This is a genomic window from Arthrobacter sp. StoSoilB13 (genome assembly GCF_019977255.1).
Classification (GTDB): domain Bacteria; phylum Actinomycetota; class Actinomycetes; order Actinomycetales; family Micrococcaceae; genus Arthrobacter.
Genome location: NZ_AP024648.1, coordinates 994,318 through 1,014,980 on the forward strand (window position 1 = coordinate 994,318; position 20,663 = coordinate 1,014,980).

The 20,663-nt window shown below is 63.3% G+C and carries 14 protein-coding genes, 1 tRNA gene and 1 pseudogene; 12 read left to right on the forward strand and 4 right to left on the reverse strand.

Features of this window, described 5'->3' with window-relative positions:
- The first annotated feature begins 32 nt into the window (after positions 1-32).
- Positions 33-1,866: pseudogene (locus LDP01_RS16905) on the forward strand (ABC-F family ATP-binding cassette domain-containing protein).
- A 901-nt stretch (positions 1,867-2,767) separates the two neighbouring features.
- On the opposite strand, the gene LDP01_RS16910 reads toward LDP01_RS16905, so the two are convergent.
- Positions 2,768-3,367 carry a TetR/AcrR family transcriptional regulator gene (locus tag LDP01_RS16910; RefSeq protein ID WP_224167487.1) on the reverse strand — a complete coding sequence of 200 codons (600 nt, stop codon included), beginning with the start codon at positions 3,365-3,367 and terminating at the stop codon, positions 2,768-2,770.
- 263 nt (positions 3,368-3,630) lie between these two features.
- On the opposite strand from LDP01_RS16910, the gene LDP01_RS16915 reads away from it, so the two are divergent.
- The 11 genes from LDP01_RS16915 (at position 3,631) to sufU (ending at position 18,398) form a co-directional block, all read left to right on the forward strand.
- Positions 3,631-3,702 (forward strand) — tRNA-Gln (locus LDP01_RS16915).
- Between the two features lie 124 nt (positions 3,703-3,826).
- Positions 3,827-5,326, forward strand: a complete 1,500-nt coding sequence (gene glmU, locus LDP01_RS16920; RefSeq protein ID WP_224091707.1) for a bifunctional UDP-N-acetylglucosamine diphosphorylase/glucosamine-1-phosphate N-acetyltransferase GlmU — start codon at positions 3,827-3,829, stop codon at positions 5,324-5,326.
- A 2-nt stretch (positions 5,327-5,328) separates the two neighbouring features.
- Positions 5,329-6,309 carry a ribose-phosphate diphosphokinase gene (locus tag LDP01_RS16925; protein WP_159697849.1) on the forward strand — a complete coding sequence of 327 codons (981 nt, stop codon included), beginning with the start codon at positions 5,329-5,331 and terminating at the stop codon, positions 6,307-6,309.
- Between the two features lie 100 nt (positions 6,310-6,409).
- On the forward strand, positions 6,410-6,535 hold the full coding sequence (locus tag LDP01_RS23500) for a hypothetical protein (RefSeq protein WP_263433777.1): 126 nt from the start codon (positions 6,410-6,412) through the stop codon (positions 6,533-6,535).
- Positions 6,536-6,611: 76 nt separating this feature from the next.
- On the forward strand, positions 6,612-7,187 hold the full coding sequence (locus LDP01_RS16930; protein WP_224091717.1) for a 50S ribosomal protein L25/general stress protein Ctc: 576 nt from the start codon (positions 6,612-6,614) through the stop codon (positions 7,185-7,187).
- A gap of 177 nt (positions 7,188-7,364) precedes the next feature.
- Positions 7,365-7,949: an aminoacyl-tRNA hydrolase gene (pth, locus tag LDP01_RS16935; protein WP_224091727.1), complete on the forward strand. Its 585-nt coding sequence runs from the start codon at positions 7,365-7,367 to the stop codon at positions 7,947-7,949.
- A gap of 142 nt (positions 7,950-8,091) precedes the next feature.
- Complete coding sequence (locus LDP01_RS16940; RefSeq protein ID WP_224091730.1) at positions 8,092-10,833, forward strand: helix-turn-helix transcriptional regulator; 2,742 nt, start codon at positions 8,092-8,094, stop codon at positions 10,831-10,833.
- A gap of 38 nt (positions 10,834-10,871) precedes the next feature.
- Complete coding sequence (locus LDP01_RS16945) at positions 10,872-13,535, forward strand: AAA family ATPase (RefSeq protein ID WP_224091732.1); 2,664 nt, start codon at positions 10,872-10,874, stop codon at positions 13,533-13,535.
- A 468-nt stretch (positions 13,536-14,003) separates the two neighbouring features.
- Positions 14,004-16,442 carry an ATP-binding protein gene (locus LDP01_RS16950; RefSeq protein ID WP_224091743.1) on the forward strand — a complete coding sequence of 813 codons (2,439 nt, stop codon included), beginning with the start codon at positions 14,004-14,006 and terminating at the stop codon, positions 16,440-16,442.
- 115 nt (positions 16,443-16,557) lie between these two features.
- On the forward strand, positions 16,558-17,886 hold the full coding sequence (locus tag LDP01_RS16955; RefSeq protein ID WP_224091745.1) for a cysteine desulfurase: 1,329 nt from the start codon (positions 16,558-16,560) through the stop codon (positions 17,884-17,886).
- A 59-nt stretch (positions 17,887-17,945) separates the two neighbouring features.
- Complete coding sequence (sufU, locus tag LDP01_RS16960) at positions 17,946-18,398, forward strand: Fe-S cluster assembly sulfur transfer protein SufU (protein ID WP_223936373.1); 453 nt, start codon at positions 17,946-17,948, stop codon at positions 18,396-18,398.
- A gap of 34 nt (positions 18,399-18,432) precedes the next feature.
- Here sufU and nhaA read toward each other — a convergent pair whose 3' ends face one another.
- The 3 genes from nhaA to LDP01_RS16975 all read right to left on the reverse strand — a co-directional run bounded on the left by nhaA (position 18,433) and on the right by LDP01_RS16975 (position 20,616).
- Positions 18,433-19,731, reverse strand: a complete 1,299-nt coding sequence (gene nhaA, locus LDP01_RS16965) for a Na+/H+ antiporter NhaA (RefSeq protein ID WP_224091747.1) — start codon at positions 19,729-19,731, stop codon at positions 18,433-18,435.
- A 164-nt stretch (positions 19,732-19,895) separates the two neighbouring features.
- Complete coding sequence (locus tag LDP01_RS16970) at positions 19,896-20,117, reverse strand: SCO4848 family membrane protein (RefSeq protein ID WP_224091748.1); 222 nt, start codon at positions 20,115-20,117, stop codon at positions 19,896-19,898.
- Between the two features lies 1 nt (position 20,118).
- A complete protein-coding gene (locus LDP01_RS16975; protein WP_224091751.1) occupies positions 20,119-20,616 on the reverse strand; it encodes a DUF2505 domain-containing protein in 498 nt (165 codons plus the stop codon).
- Between the last annotated feature and the right edge of the window lie 47 nt (positions 20,617-20,663).

Here is a 20,663-nt window from a genome sequence, read left to right on the forward strand (position 1 = left end):
TCCCGCATTCCAGCAGTAGAAAGTAGTACCCATTGGCCCACCTGCTCGGCGGCGAAAACCTCACCGTTTCGTTCGCGACCCGCACTGTCCTCGACGGCGTCACCCTCGGCTTGGAGGATGGCGACCGCATCGGCATGGTCGGCCGCAACGGTGACGGAAAATCAACCCTCATGCGTTTGCTCGCCCTACGCTCCACGCCCGACTCCGGCCGCGTCACCAAACGTGGTGACGTCAACGTCGGCTACCTCGACCAAGGCGACGTGCTCGACGGCGACCTGACAGTCGGCGCAGCGATCGTCGGCGACCGCGCAGACCACGAATGGGCCGCCAACCCCAAGATCCGCGAAGTCATGGGCGGCCTGGTTGGTGACGTCGACTGGCACGCCAACGTGCACGCACTCTCCGGTGGGCAAAAGCGTCGTGTCGCGCTGGCCAAGCTCCTCATCGAAGACCACGACGTCATCATGCTGGACGAACCCACCAACCACCTCGACGTCGAAGGCGTGGCCTGGCTGGCCAAGCACCTCAAGACTCGCTGGCGCGCCAACCAAGGCGCATTCCTGGTGGTCACCCACGACCGCTGGTTCCTTGATGAAGTCTGCAACTACACCTGGGAAGTCCATGACGCGATGGTGGACATGTTCGACGGCGGATACGCTGCCTACGTTTTGGCTCGCGCCGAGCGGGACCGGATGGCCGCCGTCGTCGAAGGTAAACGCCAGCAGCTCGTCAAAAAGGAGCTGGCATGGCTCCGGCGTGGTGCGCCGGCACGAACTGCCAAGCCGAAGTTCCGGATCGAAGCTGCCAACGACCTCATTGCCGACGTGCCGGATCCCCGCGACTCCGTAGCCCTCAGCAAGATGGCCACCGCGCGGCTGGGCAAAGACGTGCTGGACCTCGAGAACGTGACCCTCGATTTTGTTGACGGAGCGGACGGGCAGAAACTCTTCGACAACATCACCCTGCGGCTCGCACCTGGCGAACGGCTGGGCTTGGTGGGCGTCAACGGGGCCGGCAAGTCCACGCTGCTCAAGCTCCTCAACGGCGAAATCCAGCCCACCTCCGGCAAGGTCAAGCGCGGCAAGACGGTGGTGACGGCTGTCCTCACCCAGGACGTGAAGGAGCTCGACGACGTCTCGGACCTTCGCGTCATTGAAGTCATTGAGCGGGAAAAGCGGTCCTTTAGCGTAGGCGGTAAGGAATTCACCGCCGGCCAGCTCGTAGAGCAGCTCGGATTCACCAAGGAAAAGCAGTGGACACCCGTCAGGGACCTCTCCGGTGGTGAGCGCCGCCGGCTCCAACTCCTGCGCCTGCTGGTAGGGGAGCCCAATGTACTGATGCTCGACGAGCCCACCAACGACCTCGATACCGACACCCTGGCCGCCGTCGAAGATGTCCTGGACGGTTGGCCCGGAACGCTGGTTGTCGTGAGCCACGACAGGTACCTGCTTGAGCGCGTCACGGACAACCAGATGGCACTCCTTGGCGATGGCAAACTCCGTGGCTTGCCCGGCGGTGTGGACCAATACCTGGAACTGCGTGAAGCGGCACTTGCTTCCGGCGCTGTTGGCGGCGGATCCGGTGCGCCGACTTCTGCGGGTGGCGGTACGTCGTCGAGTGCCGCTCCGTCCGGTGCCAGCGAAGCCGAAAAGCGTGAAGCCCGCAAGGACCTCAACAGGATCGACCGCCAGCTCGGCAAGATAGCCCAGCAGGAGGAAAAGCTTCACACCCAAATGGCCGCGAAGTCCGACTCCGGGGACTTCGACGCACTGGGCGAACTCAATGCCAAGTTGCAGGAACTCCTTGAGGAGAAAGAAGGCCCTGGAGCTCGAGTGGCTCGAGGCCGCCGAAATCCTCGGCGAATAGGGCGCGGCCAGCGGTGTTGCCGTCGCGAGTGGCGGCTGGCGGCGCAGCGGCTGGCGAGTGGCGGCTGGCGGCTGGCGGCGCAGCGGCTGGCGAGTGGCAGCCGGCGGCGCAGCGGCGCGCATCCTCCGCGTGCTGGCTCGTTCCTCGCCTTTGACGCACGCTTCCGGATGCCCGCCGCTGCTGCAACGCTCTCTCACATCCAGCGGGTATCTGCGGGATGTTCTCTCAGGTCCAGCGGGCTTTTGCGGGACGTTCTCTCAGGTCCAGCGGGCTTTTGCGGAATGTTCTCTCACATCCAGCGGGCTTTTGCGGGACGTTCTCTCAGGTCCAGCGGGCTTTTGCGGAATGTTCTCTCACATCCAGCGGGCTTTTGCGGGACGTTCTCTCAGGTCCAGAAGCGTTTTAGCCGTTGCTCTATCACTTCCGCAGGGCTTGCCCTCGCCCGGGCGGGAGTGTCTGGACAACGGTGGATCCGGGGTTGGCGTTGATTTTTTCCTTCGATGTTGAAGGAAACCCGGGCCGCTTGGTGGCTCGGGATGTGAAAGCACGTTGTGGCGGGCATCCGGCAGCCTCTTTTTAGTGTCCGCAGAAGTTTCGGTCAGGGGCTGATTTAAGGACCCGGATCGTTCGGATGTGAGCGCGCATCGCCCGAGAGGCGGTAGGGATGTGAGCGCGCATCGCCTGGAAGGCGTTGGGATGTGAGCGCGCATCGCCTGGAAGCCGTTGGGATGTGAGCGCGCATCGCCTGGAAGGCGTTGGGATGTGAGCGCGCATCGCCCGAGAGGCGTTGGGATGTGAGAGCGCATCGCCTGGAAGCGGTGGGGATGTGAGAGCGCATCGCCCGGAAGCAGTGGGGAAGTGAGAGCGCATCGCCTGAAAGGCGCTCGGATGTGAGAGAAGATCAGGGATCGGATCGGAGACCGGGCTCCTTTTGCAGCCCGGTCAGTCCGTTCCAGGCCAGGTTCACCAGGTGGGCGGCTACCGCGCGTTTGTCCGGCTCACGACTGTCCAGCCACCATTGGCCTGTCATCGCGACCATTCCGACGAGCATCTGGGCGTACATGGCGCCATCTGCGGCGCTGAATCCACGGCGGGCGAATTCGTCGGAGAGCAGGTGTTCCACACGCGCTGTGACGTGGGAGAGCAAGGTTGAGAAGGCGCCCTCGGGCTGGGACGGTGGTGCGTCGCGCATGAGGATCCGGAAGCCGTCTGTGCGCTCCTCGATGTAGCCAAGGAGTGCCAGCGCAGCGCGCTCCACCAGGACGCGGGGTTTGGCATCGGTGCTCAATGCCTCGGTGATGGAGTCCAGGAGTATCCGGAATTCGGTCTCGACAACCTGCCGGTAGAGGCCTTCCTTGGACCCAAAATGCTCGTAGATCACCGGCTTGGAGACGCCCGCGCTGGCGGCAATTTCTTCAATGGTCGTGCCGTCCAGGCCTTTGGCTGCGAAGAGCGACCGGCCAATGCCGATGAGCTGGGAGCGGCGCTGTTGTCCGGTCATCCTTGACCGTATCGGGCGGTCTCCCAGAGGCTCGACGGCGGCTGCGGGCCGGGAAAGTTCAGTGCGCTTGCTCACGTGTCCATCATGCCCTAACCCGCCGCGCGGCTGATCGGGGCGGGCCGTAACAGGGCATCCGGAGACCCGTCAGAGTGGGTCAAGTCGCGAACCATGCAAAGGTCATGGCAAACTAGATTCTTGTGTGTGCATCCCGGTGATCCGGGATACCGTCAGGCCCTGCCGCCTGGGGGTACAAGCATGCACGGTCCGCTCTGGTGTAATGGCAGCACCCCGGCCTTTGGAGCCGTGGAGTATAGGTTCGAATCCTATGGGCGGAACGGTCGGAAAATGCGCTCCACTCTGTACCTGGAACAGCTCGAACGGTGCCTGGGTCCACAGTTGGAATGGCAGCATTCCGAAGCCGGGTTACCCGGGACAAAACCGAGCAAGGAGAGCCAGTACGTGAGCCCCGAAACCACCGGTCCCGCAGCAGTCATCGTCTTGGCTGCAGGTGCCGGGACGCGAATGAAGTCGCGGACTCCCAAGATTCTCCACGAAATTGGCGGCCTCTCCATGGTGGGCCACTCCCTCCTCGCCGCCCGTTCCATCAACCCGCGGAAACTTGCCCTTGTTGTCCGGCACGAGCGCGATCGCGTGGCAGAACACGTCTCCGCGCTGGATCCGGAAGCCCTGATCGTTGACCAGGACGCGATCCCCGGCACGGGACGCGCTGTCCAGGTCGCCCTCAACGCCCTCGACGCCGAAGCGGAGCTCACCGGCACTGTGGTTGTCACTTATGGAGATGTGCCCCTGCTGACCGGCGAATTGCTGGGCGAACTCGTGGCCACCCATGAAGCCCAGGGCAACGCCGTAACGGTGCTCACAGCAATATTGGACGACGCCTCGGGCTACGGCCGCATCCTTCGTGCCGAAGACGGCACGGTCACCGGCATTCGCGAGCACAAGGATGCAAGCGAAGCCGAGCACACCATCCTGGAGGTCAACTCCGGCATTTACGCTTTCGACGCCGCTGTGCTCCGCGACGCGCTGACGCAGGTCACCACTGACAACGCGCAGGGTGAGATGTACCTCACCGATGTCCTCGGACTGGCCCGCGACGCCGGTGGCCGGGTTGCCGCCGTCGTCACCCAGGACCGGTGGCAGGTTGAGGGCGCCAACGACCGCATCCAGCTGTCCGCGCTCGGTGCCGAACTTAACCGCCGCATCGTCGAGTCCTGGATGCGGGCGGGCGTGACGGTGGTGGATCCGTCCACTACGTGGATCGACTCCACGGTCAGGCTCGATGAAGACGTCCGGTTGCTGCCCAATACGCAACTGCACGGTTCCACCACTGTGGCGAGGGACGCCGTCGTGGGTCCTGATACGACGCTGACGGACGTCAACGTTGCCGAAGGTGCCAAGGTTACCCGCACGCATGGCTCGACTTCCATCATTGGAGCCGGGGCCACCGTTGGTCCGTTCACCTACCTCCGCCCTGGCACGGTACTGGGAGAGATCGGCAAGATCGGCGCCTTCTACGAAACCAAGAACGTGACCATCGGCCGCGGTTCCAAGCTGTCCCACCTCGGGTACGCAGGTGACGCTGAAATCGGCGAGGACACCAACATCGGCTGCGGCAACATCACGGCCAATTACGACGGCGAGAAGAAGCACCGCACGGTGATCGGCTCGGGCGTGCGGACTGGTTCAAACACCGTCTTTGTAGCTCCGGTGACCGTGGGTGATGGCGCTTACAGCGGCGCCGGTGCCGTCATCCGCAAGGATGTCCCGCCTGGAGCCCTCGCCATTAGCCTGGCCGCGCAGCGAAACGCCGAAGGCTGGGTACTGGCCAACCGCCCCGGTACCAACTCAGCGAAGCTGGCCCAGGCCGCGCAGGAGTCCATGCTGACCCCCGCCTCCACATCCTCACAATCTCCAGCAACCACAGAAGAGGGCAAATAGGCATGAGCGAAATTACCGCACACGGCGAGAAGAAATTGATTCTCGCCGCCGGAAGGGCACATCCGGAGCTGGCGCAGGAAATCGCGAAGGAGCTGGAGACTGAGCTCCTGCCCATCGACGCCTATGACTTCGCCAATGGGGAAATCTACGTCCGTTCCGCTGAGAGTGTCCGCGGCACCGACGCGTTCGTCATCCAGGCGCACCCGGCCCCGCTGAACAACTGGCTCATGGAGCAGTTGATCATGATCGACTCCCTCAAGCGCGCCTCTGCCAAGAGGATCACGGTTGTTTCACCGTTCTACCCGTACTCCCGCCAGGACAAGAAGGGCCGCGGCCGCGAGCCCATTTCCGCCCGCCTGGTTGCGGACCTGTACAAGACCGCCGGTGCGGACCGCATCATGTCCGTGGACCTGCACACCTCCCAGATCCAGGGCTTCTTCGATGGCCCGGTTGACCACCTGATGGCGATCCCGCTGCTGGCCGACTACATCCGCACCAAGGTGGAGGCGGACAACATCACCGTTGTTTCGCCGGACACCGGCCGCGTCCGTGTCGCCGAGCAGTGGGCGGAACGCCTTGGCGGTGCCCCGCTGGCGTTCGTTCACAAGAGCCGCGATCTCACCGTGCCCAACCAGGCCGTCTCCAAAACCGTGGTTGGCCAGGTTGAAGGCCGCACCTGCGTGCTTATTGACGACATGATCGACACCGGTGGAACCATCTCCGGTGCCGTCCAGGTCCTGAAGAACGCTGGCGCCAAGGATGTCATCATCGCTTGCACGCACGCCGTTTTCTCCGACCCGGCAGCGCAGCGCCTCGCTGATTCGGGCGCACGCGAAGTGGTTGTCACCAACACCCTGCCCATCCCCGCAGAGAAGCGTTTCCCGCAGCTAACGGTGCTGTCCATCGCACCGTTGATCGCGCGTGCCATTCGTGAAGTGTTCGACGACGGTTCGGTCACCAGCCTGTTCGACGGCAAAGCCTGACGCCGGACTACTGGCATGACGGGCCATCCGCCGCCTCCGGGCGTGTGGATGGCCCGTTTTCAGTAATGAAGGTATCCGCTGGTAAACTCTTGGGGATACCTTGGCGAGGGAGAGCACATCCGGTGCGCGTTTTGAACCGGAATTGCGGGTCTCCGTTATCGACTGGGTCTGCATCTCCTTCGACACAGGCGGGCTGCTGCTGGACAGCAACGGTCGCCGGGCGTAGAAGGTCCACAGACCTCCGCCCTTGCTGATCGACTTGTCCGGAGTTTCCCGGACGCCACAGTAATCAAGGAGTACACATGTCTGAGCAGAAGCTCACCGCAGAACTGCGCACCGAATTCGGTAAGGGTTTTGCCCGCCGTGCACGCATGGCCGGCCAGATCCCGGCTGTCATCTACGGCCACGGCGCAGAGCCGATCCACATCAACCTGCCTGGCCGCGCCACCACGCTGGCCGTCCGCGTTTCCAACGCCCTGCTGGCAATCGACGTCGACGGCGAGAAGCACCTGACGCTAGTCAAGGACATCCAGCGCGACCCGGTTAAGCAGATCATCGAGCACGTTGACCTCCAGACCGTCCAGGCCGGCGAGAAGGTTACCGTCGACATCGCCATCCACGTTTCCGGTGAAGTTGCTCCGGGTGCTGTTGCCAGCCTCGAAGCCACCACGGTTTCCCTTGAGGCCGAGGCAACCCACGTGCCCACCGCCGTCGAGGTTGACATCGAAGGCCGCAAGGCCGGCGAGAACATCCACGCATCGGACCTCGTCCTGCCGAAGGGTTCCACCCTGCTCACCGAAGGCGACACCCTTGTGGTCCGCATCGCCGAGACCGCTTCTGAGGCTGAAGAAGAAACCACCGCAGCAGCGGCTGAGTAGTCTTTGACTGCATAGGCAAACGCCTTTTGAGTGGCCGGGTCCCCTTGGGTCCCGGCCACTTTCTTCTTTCACTCCCGCGTAATCCCGCGCGCCCCCGCGATTCCGATACCGGTCAGGCAAGTTCGCCGAGCAGATTCGCTGACCGGATTTCCTGACCAGATTCCCTAGGATGAGACCATGACTGACACCTGGCTGATAGTTGGCCTTGGCAACCCCGGCAGCGAGTACAGCAACAACCGGCACAACGTGGGCCAGATGGTGCTTGACGAGCTGGCGTCGCGGATGGGCGGCAAGTTCAAGACCCACAAGGCCAGGGCGCAGGTGGTGGAGGGTCGGCTGGGGATTGGCGGGCCCCGCATAGTGCTGGCCAAGCCGATGACTTATATGAACGTTTCCGGTGGTCCTGTCGCGGGGCTGAGCAAATTCTTCGACATTGCGCCTGATCACGTTATTGCCGTCCACGATGAGATCGACATCCCCTTCAACACGGTCAAGCTCAAGATAGGTGGCGGCGAGGGTGGCCATAACGGCCTCCGCGATATCTCCAAGGCGCTGGCAACAAAGGACTATCTGCGCGTGCGGGTAGGCGTGGGCCGGCCTCCGGGACGTATGGATACCGCGGACTTTGTCCTCCGGGATTTTGCAGCGCCCGAGAAGAAGGAATTGCCATTTTTGCTGGACGAGGCGGCCGACGCGGTGGAACTTCTGGTCAGTGAGGGGCTCCTTGCGGCGCAGCAGAAGCATCATGCGGCAAGAACTTGAGCAAATCTTGAGGAAAGCCTGAGGAAAGCCTGATGATACGAGGCGCCCTTAGCCCTACAAACTGTCGGCGCCCGGAGGTAGTGTGCATGGTACGCAGGTAAGCGGTGGGGGACTGTCGCGGATGTTGTAGCGAAGGATGCGAATGTCGGCGGAGTTGCTAAACAAAGGCGGTGGAGGCGCAGCGAGGGCTGCGGCTCCGGACCTTGTGGGCGGTCCATCCGATCGGCAAACATGGTCATTGTTGGCCCGGAGCCAGGATCTGTCCCGGGCAACCAAGCATCTGGAGTCCCCGGAATCGTACGGTGTGGTGCTCACGGGCGAACGGGGAATCGGCAAATCGGGCCTGGCCCGGGCAGTAGTTTCCTCGCTGGGCCCCAAAATCCACAGCCTGCAATTGCGCAACACGGTCGCCAACGGCCAGACTCCCTACGGGTGCCTCGGATTCCTCCTGGCGAGGCTGCCGTCCGAGGCCGTCAGCTCGCCCACGGGCATTCTGCACGCGATTACCTCACTGATCCGTAAAGAAGCCGCGGGCCGCGAGACTGTCTTCATCGTGGACAATGCCGGCGGTATGGATCCCATGAGTACGGGCGTGCTGCTGAATCTGATGGCAACTGGAACGGCCAAGGTGATCGCCACTGTTCAACGCTCCAGTGATCTCCCCGCTGATTTTCATCGGCTGGTCCTTGAGGAGCAACTGGGCGAAGTCCATCTGAACACGCTGAGCGAAGAACAGACCAAGCAGGTTCTCGGCTCGGTGCTGGGCCACTACGTTTCTTCGACCCTGGTTGGCTCACTCCACTCCGCTGTCGGCGGGAACCCGATGCTGCTGCACGCGCTCCTGGACGAGCAACGCCATTCCGGCAACCTCGTCCTCAACGATTCCGTGTGGACGCTCAGGGACCGGATCAAGCTTGAAGGCGCCACAGTTGTTGAGGACTTTGTCCGTTCCAGGCTGGCGCGCGAACCGCAGGCCAACCGGACCGTCGTCGAGGTTCTGGCCTGTGCGCAGCGCGCCACCCTGGTGGATCTTGCAGCGATCTTTGGCACGGAAGTGCTTGTGGAGATGGAGGAATCCGGGCTCCTGAGCGTTGACCGCAGCGGCGAGCACTGGGTGTCCCTTCGGGATGCCTATGTGGGTGAGGTTGTTCGGGGCTGGCTGAGTACCCGGCGCCGTCGCGAGCTGAGGTTGATGCTTCTTGGACCCAAGGAGCCGGAGCTGGCTGGGTTGGCTCCACAGGATTTGCTGAGCTACGCCGCGTGGATGCATGCCTGTGAGGATGAGCCGTCACCGTCGCCCGCGCACGCCTTGGCAGCAGGCCGGGCGGCCCTGGACGATTACGACCCCAACTTTGCCATCCAATGCACACTCTCCCTGGATCCGAAGGATCCCGAATGGGTGCCGGGGCAGCGCCTGAAGTCAGCTGCCTACCTCATGCTGGACCTGCCCCTGCACGCGGCCCAGGCTTTGGATGAGGTTTCCGAGGCACACATTGCGGTTTTGGACCCAATGGAGTTTGCAGAAGTAACAGCGGCCAAGTGCCAGGCCATGACATGGATTGACGGCCGCTCGGCTATGGTGCCCGGAGTGATCGCGGCGGCAAATGAAACCTTGGAGTCCATCGTTTCGACTCCGGAGAAATACACGCCGGAGATGATCACGCGGGCCCGGAACCGGCTCCTGCTTTGCAACTACGAATACCAGACGTACATGGGCGAATACACAGCTGTGGCCGAGGACCTGGAAGAGGAACTGGCCAAGGACCCGGCCGTGGACCGGGAACACTGGCTCAAGTCCGCCTTTTGCCTCATTGAAGCCCGTTGCGTGATGGGCCGGGAACTGGAAGCGCAGCAACTGGCACGCACCGTGTCCCGGCAGCTGGGGAACAATGACAGGCCGGCGCAGTTGGAGGAGTCTTTCGCGCGGCAGGCTTTCGGAGTGCTGCTGCTGTCCGGACAATGGCGGAAATGCATCGAGCTCATGCGCCGGACGCCCTCCACGCCTTCGCGCCTGCAGTACCGGGGTGCGATCACCGAACTGGGCGTAGGCCTCGCCTACGCTTACGCAGGGAAACCCGCTAGCGCGATCGAACCGTTGCGTTCCGCCGCCGCGCAGCTGGAGCTCCGCCCCGCCATGAACATGGTCAAGGTTGCCTACGCAGCTACCGCCTTTGCCTACGCCCAGTTGGGGAATTCACTCGAAGCCGGACGCTACCTTGACCTGTACCGCACCTGCCGGGGTGTTGGAACATATTTCTCCGAGTCCGTTGCCGAGTTCTGTGCTGAAATGGCAGGGCGTTGGATGGGGGACCCGGACGTCAAACAGCGGCTGCTGGCCCGGGTCCATCAGGACATCGCCAAGAGGCGCTTCACAACAGCGGGCATCTGCCTTTTCGGCGCCACTGTGGAGGGCACGGACGCCGAGTACAAGCTGCTGGAAGAAGTTGCCACTAACCGTCAAGGCCCCTTGGCACAGATCGCCCGCGACCTCGCTCGCGGATCCCTGAACAAGAGTTCCCGTTCCCTTCTGGCGGCCGCCGATGCCGCAGCTGCACTGGATTTGTTGGTGGTCGAAGCCAGGTGCGTTGCCATGGCCTTGGACTTTGCCCGTAATGCCGGTGAAACCACGGCTGCCCGGACCGCGCAGCTTAGGCTTGAGCGTCTGGAACAATCAGTCGCGGCGTTGCCGATCCAACCACGAAGCGACGCACCGGTGTTGACCGAGCGTGAACGGCAAATTGCCAAACTGGCCGGAAAGGGTGTCAGCAATCGTGAAATCGCTATGGATATTGGGGTGTCTGTGCGGACCGTTGAGGGACACCTGTACCAAGTGTTTACCAAGCTCGGCGTTTCATCCCGAGGCGAGCTCAATGGTCTCCTGTGAGTTGAGGAGCGTAGTTTCCGTCAACCGGGTGCGTGCCCATGCAGGCTGAGTACCTTGTTGGCAGGGACGCGGAGTTGGACCTCGCGACCGAAATATTGAGGCAGGAGGGCGCGGGCGCCGTCCTGCTCCTTGCCGATCCCGGCATCGGCAAAACGGCCATGGCCGCCGAGATCGCTGCCCGCCTGGCCGGCGAAATGGTAGTGATGCGGATCCATGGAAGTCCGGCACTGTCCGCTGTTCCTTTCGGTGTCCTGGCGCCCTACCTCCTGGACCTGCCTGTGGAGCAGGCCACCTCGCCGGTGGCGATTCTTCGCGAGTTTTGGTCCCAGTTCGAGAAAAGGCGCGGAAGCGAAGGCGCACGGCTCCTTCTGGTTGTAGACGACGCCCATGACCTCGATGAGGCCAGCACACAGATTCTGGCCGAACTGGTGACGGCTGGCTGGGCGAGGCTAGTAGCGACCAGCAGGCCGCGGCCAGGACTTCCTCCTGCCCTGCTTCAGCTCTGGTACGACGGCCTGGCAGAGCGCTTCGAACTCCACCCCCTGGAAAAGGAAGAAGTGGCCGAGCTGGCCGGGAAAACCTTGGGCGGGTCGGTCATGGCAAGCACCACTGATGTTTTGCATGCTGTTTCGGAGGGCAACCCCCTGTTGCTCCGTTGCCTCCTGGAAGACTCAAAAGCTGACGGAAACCTGGTGCGTCGAAATGGCGTCTGGTTCCTCACCAGGGCCCTCTCCGGCACCGGCGAGGGCCTCTCTGAAGTGGTTCGGAACAAAGTCCTGCGAACCAGCGAGGCTGAACGGGAAGCGATGTACATCATCGCCTTGTCCGAACCCGTCCCCGCCGCCGTACTCGACGCGCTCGTGGGCAGGGATACGTTGCGGTCGCTGATGGACAACAGGCTCGTGATTTCCAGTAACGGCGCTGGTAGTCCGCTGAAAATGTGGCACCCGATGTATGGTGAGGCGCTTCGCCACATTGTTTCGCCCGCGCGTAGCCTCCAGATCCGCCAGCGTATGGTTCAGCACCTGCCCGCGGAACCATCAACGGCAGAGGGCCTGCTCCGAATGGTGAGTTGGGCGCTGGACTGTGGTGCCGACGTCGACGACGAACAGCTGCTGAGGGCAGCGTTCCTCGCCGCGAAACTCCTGCAGAATCCACTCGCGCTGGAGGCCGCTGCCAAGGTTCGCTCCGAAGCGCTGCGCCCCCGCGCCCGTGCCGTGATGGCAATGGTCAAATACAACGACGGCGACTACCGCAGTGCCGTGGAGCTGCTCGAGGAAGATGCCGGGTTCCTGGACGCCGATCCGTCCGGGCCCCTGGGCGCCGGACTGCTGTGGGGAGCTGCGAGGTCCGCGATGGGGGACAGCTCCGGTGACATCCTGGCTGACGTCCACTCTGCCGCCGACGCACTGGTGGCGGGCCGCAACGCGCAGGACCCTGTGGTCGAACAGATCCGACGACACGCGGCGGCTCTGGAATTGGCGGCGCTGGCCCATGACGGCCGCTATGGAGAGCTTCGTGAGGGACTTGCCACGTTCCAGGCCGGTCTTGCCGCGGACGAGCCCGATTTCGTCATGAACCAGCTTTTCCTGTTGGCAATGCAGTGCGAGCTCCTGATGGTGGAGGGCCAGGCGGTGCAGGCATTGGAGATGGGCAGGGAAGCTCTGGTGTTGCTGGATGAACACCACGACGACCTCCTGTACTTCACGGACTTCATCCTGGTCCGCTATGCCTTGGCTGCGCTGGAGTCGGGGGATTGGGCGGCCGCCGAGACGGCCCTGAACCGCTACGCCGCCAGCTCCGCCATGGGGTTGATAACGTTCGGTGGCGACATCCAGGCGCTCAAAGGATTGTCCTTGCTCCGGCAGGGTCGTTTGGAACAAGCCAGCGCTGTGTTGATTCCCGCAGTGGAGGCACTCCGTGTGAAGGACCCGCAGAGGTTGCGCCGCCTGGGCAACGCGCTGGCGTTTTACGTTGCGGCCCGGTCAGGAAACCATGAACTGGCCCAACGCCTGTCCATGGACACCGTGGTGGTCCCGGCTGCCGGTGGCGCCTATGTTGAAGCCCTGGCCGAGATCTTCACCCTGGCCGCAAAGGAGCTTTTGAATAAAGGAACAGGGCTGGAGAAACTGCGGAGCCTCCCTGATTCCACGCATCTGCATCAACTTCCGGGCGTCCTGCTCCAGAACCTGGTCCTCAGGGCAGAGCTGGGAGACGGACAGGTCATGGAAGCCATCCAGGAAACTGCCTCCTCAATGGCTGGGGCATGGGCAGGCGGCTGGCACATGCTGGCCACCGCCCAAGTGGACGGCGCCGGCGATGCGTTCGTCAACGCAGGCAACCTGCTGGCCGCCGGAGGCATGCCCGGGCCAGCGGCGACAGCTTTCGACAAAGCCGCCGTTGCCTTTGACGCGGAGGGCAAACGGCCCGAGGCGCGGCAGGCAGCCGTGTTGCGCGACGTCAGCGAGGCCAGCCTGGGCGACGCACAGCTCCACGACCCCCACACCGAGGTGGACCGTTCCGTGCCCCTGACCCGGCGCGAGCAGGATATTGTGGCGCTGGCCGTTTCCGGACTCACTGACCGGCAGATCGCGGAGAAACTCATGGTCTCTGTCCGCACAGTGGAGGGCCACTTGTACCGCAGCTATGCCAAGCTGGGCATCCGCCGGCGCGAGGACCTTGGGGCTGCTGTCCGCAATTGATGCACGGCGTTTGAGTAGCTCCGGGAGCCTGTAAACACCACGTGGTTGCGGTATTGCACCAATTACCACCAATCAATGGACTAACCCGCGCCCTTTCCCTGCCCGGACCAAGTAGTGCCCCTCCAAGGGACTGAGTACAACAGAGTATCGGGGCCCGGAAACCGCCCTACTAATCGAGTACCGATTACTGGTGTTCTGATTTCCGGCACGCGGTTAACTGATCTTGGAAGGAAGGAAAGCCCCAAGCATCCCCCGAATTCCACATCGAAATACCGCATCGGTGGTCTCTTTGAGCCGATGCTCCGGCCACCGAAAGGCGGTCCGGCCCTGGACGAAGCCGGCGGCGACAGAGTCTTCTGAGACCGAGACTCTCCCCCCAGCCGTCGCCGGCTTCTAGGCCAGGGATCCCGCAAAATCGCGGAAGCCTAAATTCTCCCGGACCAAGGGACTGCTGCTATTGGAGTGTGCATGTTGCCGGACCCCTGGCTGGACGAAGACGCTGTCACAGTCAGGCTGAGGCCGTCAACATTCCCGGACCGGAAGCAGATCCTGGATCTGATCCTCGCGGCAGTACCCTCTCCTTCCACCAACGGCATAGTTGTGATCGGCGACAGCGGATCTGGAAAGAGCCATTTGTTGCTCTCCATCAAAGCAGGACTACCGGACACCATGGATGTCCGCACTTTCGCCGGCAAACCGGAACTCCAGACAACCGTCTATGGTGCGTTGAGCGCCGCAGTGGAGCCCCCAGGCGAACAAACGGCCCTCCCGGGACTTCATGTCCTGCGGGCGCTCACCCAAAGCCTCGGTCCAGCAGAATACCTGTACACGCCCCCGGTTGCCCGGCGTCGAAGTAAGCGCCACCCCGGGCCCCAACGGCCTCCACTGGTCCTCCTCGTGGACGACATCCACTTCGTCGATCCTGCGTCACTGGCGGTTTTGCTGCAGCTGATGCCGGGATTCGGAGCCACCTTGGTAGCTACGGCCGACAGCCGCCGCCCGCTACCGCCGGATCTGTACCAGTTGTGGGAGGAGGGCTTCCTGGAACAGTACGTCCTGGCTCCCTTTACGTTCAGTGAGGCACAGGCTCTGTGCGAGGACGTACTGGGCGGAAAGGTTCAAAGGCGCGCCAGCAGTCTTCTGGCGGCGATGTGCGGATTCAACGTGGGACTCCTTTGCCTGGCGATCCAGGATGCACGCAACGCCCATCTCCTGGTCCAGCGCGACGGATACTGGACCCTCGACGTACGGGCTCATTGCCAATGGCCCGGGGTGGTTGAGCACGTCCGGGCCGATATCTCCCACCATGCTGCAGAGGAACTGAAGGCGTTGGAGGTCATTGCGCTCGCCGAGCCTCTGGCCCTGGATGTTGTTGAACACAGCTTCGGCCAGAAGGCCGTGGAACACCTTCTTGACGCCCACCACATCAGGGTCCTCCCCGGAAGGCCTCCGCTTGTCCGTACGAGTTCATGGCTGCGGGGCGAGGGCATCCGGCTGTCCGTTCCCCGCTCGCGCAGCACGGCGCTCCGGCTTGGCATCGAGGAGCCGGGACTCACAGCGGATTCTGCGCCCGCCATGCTGCGCTGGATGACGTGGACCCTCGATTGCGGGCTGAGCCTCTCCGATGAACTCATCCTGGCCGCAGCGCCTGCCGCTGACAAACCCTCCACCGCTGAGCTGGCTATCAGGGCTTCCATGGGTATCAACGGTCCAGGCCACCGGGATGACGCCAGGATGATCCGGGCCAGGGCGCTCATTGCCGAAGGCCAGCTCAAGGAAGCAGCACCGGAGTTGCGCGAGTTGGTGGGTGGATCGCAGGCGGATGTGCAGGCGGAGGCTGCACGTCGGTTGATGGCACTGGGTCTTTTGGGGGCGGCCTCTCCCATGCCGCCCGACGGCGTGGCTCAGGAGCCGCAGGAACCGTCGGATGCAGCCGCCCGGGTCATGTGGAATGTCCACAAGGCCGAACAGCTCCTGTTGTCCGGGGACGCTCCCCAAGCGTTGGAAAAGTCTTCCGCTGCCCTGGCTGCCATTGATGCCGACCCTGCGCTGGAGATGTTCCGGCCAGGGGTGCTCCTTCGCCACGTTTTCCATCTGCGGCACAACCTGTCATGGAGCAGGCTGGACTCCGTCCTGGATTGCCCGTGGACCTATGCAGTGCCAGCGCACCTGGCATGGTGCCTGGATGTAGCGCGGGGTTATGCGCAGCTCAGCCAAGGCCTGCCCCGGGCCGCATTGCGAACGCTTGAACCCGTTGTGGCTGAACTGCACGACGCCGGCCTGCCGCCGGTTCTGCAGCTGGCAACGGCGATGCTGGCGTACTCCGCGGCGCTGTGCGGTGATTCGGAGCAGGCAATGGCAAGGGTGCGGAAGAGCTTGATGGCAGCGAAGGAAGGGGCCGGCCTAACTGAAAATGGCCTGTTGTCCCAGTTCAGCTCCCTGTTCGTGGCGGCAGCCCAGGACAAGGTTTCGCGCAAGCCCGGCCACTTGTTTGCGGTAGCCGAGGCCTTCCATGACCAGCAAAGTCCTTTGATGGAAGCCGAGGCGTTGACCCTCATGATGCTCAACGCAAGCAGGTCGGCCGTCGAGGACCTTGTGGTGCAGCGCCGCCTTAACGAGCTTGCCGCCTCATTGCGGGGCGCCGGCGCTGCGGCGACGGGAACTTTCGCAACGGCTTTGTTGGGTAATGACCCCAAGGTGCTTGAATCTGCGGGCAAGAGCCTTTCCGGGGACCGGCAGTTCGCGCAAGCGGCCCTGTGTTACGCCCGGGCGGCCAGTGGCTACGAAGCGAGGACCCGCAGCGCGGCGAGCCGCCGCGCCTGGACCTTGATGGAGCGGCTGCATGGGGCTTTCGACAGCGATGTTGCTCCGCCGCTGGGATGGCTGCCTGGTACAGCGGGACATTGAAGTACAGCGGGGAACTGAGATACTGCAGGACGCCGACGTGCTGTACGGCACATCTCCGGGGACGTCGCGCCGTGGGATAATTGAGTGTCCCTGAAGGATTTCCAAGGAGCGCCCCTTGACAGTCGTATCAACTCCCGCCTCGCTGCAGCAGTCCGTGGTTCCTGCCATGGACAATGCGGAGGTGCTGCGGATCCGGAACGACTTCCCCGTCCTGGACCAACTGGTCAACGGCAAATCGTTGATCTATCTCGATTCCGGGGCCACGTCGCAGAACCCTTTGAGCGTCATAGAGGCCGAGCAGGAGTTCTACGAGCAACGCAATGCCGCGGTTCACCGTGGCGCACACCAACTTGCGGTGAGCGCGACTGAGGTCTTTGAGGACGCCCGCCAAACTGTCGCGGATTTTGTTGGTGCCCAGTACGAGGAAACCGTGTGGACGTCCAACGCCACGGAGGGCCTGAACCTCATCAGCTATGCCTTGTCCAACGCCGCCTTGTGGGCTGCCCAGGGCCGCGGCAGTTCGGCGTTGAAGGAGCTGGCCATCGGTCCCGGGGACGAGATCGTGGTCACGGAAATGGAGCACCACGCCAACCTGATCCCATGGCAGGAGCTTGCTTTCCGCACCGGTGCCACACTGAAGTACATTCCCATCACGGACGATGGCGCGCTCCGGCTCGATGTCGCGGCAGAAATTGTGGGGGAGCGGACCCGCCTGCTGGCTTTCACGCACGCGTCCAACGTCCTGGGAACAATCAACCCGGTTGCCGAACTGGTGGCTCTCGCCCGACGCGTGGGTGCATTGGTGGTTCTTGATGCTTGCCAGTCGGTGCCTCACATGCCCATTGACGTCAAGGACCTGGATGTCGACTTCGCGGTGTTCTCGGGCCACAAGATGCTGGCTCCCACGGGCGTCGGTGTCCTGTACGGCAAGCAGGAACTCCTGGACGTCCTCCCGCCGTTCCTCACCGGTGGGTCCATGATCACCACGGTAACTATGGAGCGCGCCGAATACTTGCCTGCTCCGCAGCGCTTCGAGGCCGGGACACAACGCATCTCCCAGGCGGTTGCCCTTGCCACTGCCGTGAACTACTTGTCCGAAACCGGGATCGACCGCATCCATGCCTGGGAGGCTACGCTGGGTCAGCGCCTGGTCAAGGGACTTGAGGGCATCGACGGCATCCGCGTGGTGGGTCCTGCTTCCGGCGCGGAACGCATCGGGCTGGCTGCTTTCGACGTCGCCGGTGTCCATGCCCACGACGTCGGCCAGTTCCTTGACGATCGCGGCATCGCCGTCCGCGTCGGCCACCATTGCGCCCAGCCGCTGCACCGCCGCCTGGGGCTGACCGCTACTACCCGGGCCAGTACGTACCTTTACAACACCACAGACGACGTCGATGCCTTCCTTGACGCCGTGTCTGGCGTCCGGGCCTATTTCCAGGCCTGACCCACGGCGTCTGCCTTTGGGCGCTCCCCACACACTTCCACGAACGGGTAACCAGCACCATGAGTCTTGACCAGCTGTACCAGCAGATCATCCTGGACCACTCCAAGCAGCGGCACGGTAGCGGGCTCGCGGACACAGAAGCCCCTACGGGCACGTCAACCGGCCAATCCCACCAACTCAACCCGGTCTGTGGGGACGAGGTAACGCTCCGTCTGGCTGTTGCCGATGGAACTGTCAAGCAGATCAGCTGGGATGGTGCAGGCTGTTCCATCTCCATGGCGTCGGCTTCAGTGTTGACCGACCTTGGCGAGGGAATGTCCGTAGAGGAACTGCACGCCGTGATCGATAACTTCCGTGAAGTCCTCCGCTCGCGTGGAAAAGTGCAGGCGGATCCGGAGATTCTGGGGGACGCCGCCGCATTCGAAGGCGTGGCCCGCTACGCCGCCCGGGTCAAATGCGCCATGATTTCGTGGGTTGCCGCAGAGGACGCGCTGAACCAGGCGACGGCCTAACAGCCCGCAGAGCAGTGTGCCGGGCAGCCGGACGCTAGGTGCGGCTGAAGACGTCAGGCACGCCGTCGCCGTCGTCGTCCCGTTGTTCTTCCACCTGAACCAGGCGGTAGTGCCGGTTCCTGGCCCTAAGTACGACGGCGGCCAGCAGCGCCGCGATCAGGGAACCGGCCAGGATGGCCACCTTGGCGTGGTCATTATGTGCAGACCCGGTGCCGAAACTTAGCTCGCCGATCAACAGGGAGACGGTGAATCCGATCCCGGCCAGCAAAGCCAGCCCAAAGAGGTCGATCCAGGCAATGCTGGAATCAAGGCTCGCTCGGGTGGTTTTGGTCACCAGGAACGTGGTGCCGAAGACGCCAATGGCCTTGCCCAGCACCAACGCCGCAACGATTCCCACGGCCACCGGATCACTGAGCGCCGCCTGCATGCCATCCAACCCGCCCAGCGCCACGCCTGCGGAGAAAAAGGCGAAGACGGGTACTGCGAACCCGGCGGAGAAGGGGCGTAGCCGGTGTTCGAAGTGCTCGGCGAGCCCTTCGGCCGGCTCGCCCTTTCTTCCGCTGTTGAAGACCGGAACCGCAAAGCCCAGCAGCACCCCGGCCACTGTGGCGTGGATACCCGACGCATGGACGAGACCCCACGTGGCCAGGGCAAGGGGGAGCAGGAAGTACCAACTGCGGATCCGCTTCTGGACCAGGAAGGTGAAGAGCGCCAGCGGTACCAGGGCGGCCAGGAGCATAAGGGGCTGGATGCCCGTGGAGTAGAAGAAGGCGATGATGCCGATGGCGATGAGGTCGTCAACTACTGCGAGGGTCAGCAGGAAGGTCCGCAGGGCTGCGGGAAGGTGCGTGTTGATCACGGCAAGGACGGCCAGGGCAAAAGCGATGTCCGTAGCCGTGGGGATGGCCCAGCCCTTGAGTGTCTCCGAGGCGGAGCCGAGGTTGAAGAGGACGTAGATCAGGGCGGGGACCAAGACTCCACCGACGGCCGCGGCAACGGGTACAACAGCGCGGGCAGGTTTGCGGAGTTCCCCGGCGACGAACTCCCGTTTGAGTTCCAGGCCCGCGAGGAAGAAGAACACGGCCAGCAGGCCGTCGGAGGCCCAATGCCCCAGGCTCAGCTGCAGGTGCCAGGGTTCATAGCCTATTTTGAGATCGCGTAATGCGAAGTAACCCTCAGCGGCGGGGGAGTTGGCCCAAATCAGCGCAATCACAGTGGCGGCCAGAAGGAGGGCGCCGCCCACTGTCTCTGTTCGGAGGATGGAGAGGATCCGGCGGTACTCGGGGTAGCTGGAGCGGCTGAAAACGGTGGTGGTCAGGGGTTGTTTGGCCACGGAAGCTCCTGTGGGTCGAGTGGTCGAAAGGCGGGCATCGCAAAGACACCGCCGACCAGACTTCCCGGCACACCAAAGCCCAGTCTACCCAACTGGGTCGCAGTAGAGCGCGTTATGAGGGCTCAAAACGCGCGCTACTGCGACCCAGTTGGGTGGGACGAGCGCTAGGAAACGAGCCCTGCAACCCCTATGGCCGCCGTCGCGAGTCCCAGCACCATGGAAATGGAGACCAGGACGACGTGGACAGTGAGGAACCTGGTGGCCTTGCCGGCGGCGTCGTGGGCCCGGGGATCCTTCATGACGCGCTTCAGGAACTGCGGCCATACAACCAGGGACCACACGCCGGCAACGATCAGGACCCAGCCCAGAATGGCGGGGAGCTGCATGCTAGTGGCTTTCGAGCCAGGCCTGCGCCTGCTGCGACTGGATGTTCAGGGCCTTGCCAACCATCGGCTCAGCAGCATCGGCGATCTTGCCGCCGAGGAACGGAACCGACGAGGAAACGTTGCCCTCAAGCTCGATCCGGGTGTTCCCGCCTTCAGCCACGAGGCGCTGGACTGCCGTGACGTCGAGCGGAGCGCCGGAGACCTTAAGGGCGATCTTGCTGGCGCGGGAGCCGTCGGCTGCCGGTGCCTCCCACTGTTCGGTCTGCGTGACAGTCAGGCTCTCGCCGACGAACTTGCGGGCGATATCCGGCAGGCGGGTAGTGGGGAGCGTACGAACCGTGGTGGTGCTGAAAGCGCCGGCGGGGTCGCCGTCGATCGTGAACGATTCCAAGGAGCCGCCCACCAGTTCACTCGTGTGGCGCAGGAAGTCTTCGTCGACAAATACGGCCGCAACGCGGTCAACGCTGTGGGGCAGGGTGGTGGATGCACTCAGGGCCATGGGTCCTCCGTGGATATGTTGGTGGTGAAGCTTTTTAGCTCCCAACA

Coding starts and splice junctions, on each gene's coding strand:
- sufU (WP_223936373.1), top strand. CDS start 17,946: ATGAGTCTTGACCAGCTGTACCAGCAGATCATCCTGGACCACTCCAAG.
- LDP01_RS16940 (WP_224091730.1), top strand. CDS start 8,092: ATGTCGGCGGAGTTGCTAAACAAAGGCGGTGGAGGCGCAGCGAGGGCT.
- LDP01_RS16930 (WP_224091717.1), top strand. CDS start 6,612: ATGTCTGAGCAGAAGCTCACCGCAGAACTGCGCACCGAATTCGGTAAG.
- LDP01_RS16945 (WP_224091732.1), top strand. CDS start 10,872: ATGCAGGCTGAGTACCTTGTTGGCAGGGACGCGGAGTTGGACCTCGCG.
- LDP01_RS16910 (WP_224167487.1), bottom strand. CDS start 3,367: ATGACCGGACAACAGCGCCGCTCCCAGCTCATCGGCATTGGCCGGTCG.
- pth (WP_224091727.1), top strand. CDS start 7,365: ATGACTGACACCTGGCTGATAGTTGGCCTTGGCAACCCCGGCAGCGAG.
- LDP01_RS16950 (WP_224091743.1), top strand. CDS start 14,004: ATGTTGCCGGACCCCTGGCTGGACGAAGACGCTGTCACAGTCAGGCTG.
- LDP01_RS16975 (WP_224091751.1), bottom strand. CDS start 20,616: ATGGCCCTGAGTGCATCCACCACCCTGCCCCACAGCGTTGACCGCGTT.
- LDP01_RS16925 (WP_159697849.1), top strand. CDS start 5,329: ATGAGCGAAATTACCGCACACGGCGAGAAGAAATTGATTCTCGCCGCC.
- LDP01_RS16970 (WP_224091748.1), bottom strand. CDS start 20,117: ATGCAGCTCCCCGCCATTCTGGGCTGGGTCCTGATCGTTGCCGGCGTG.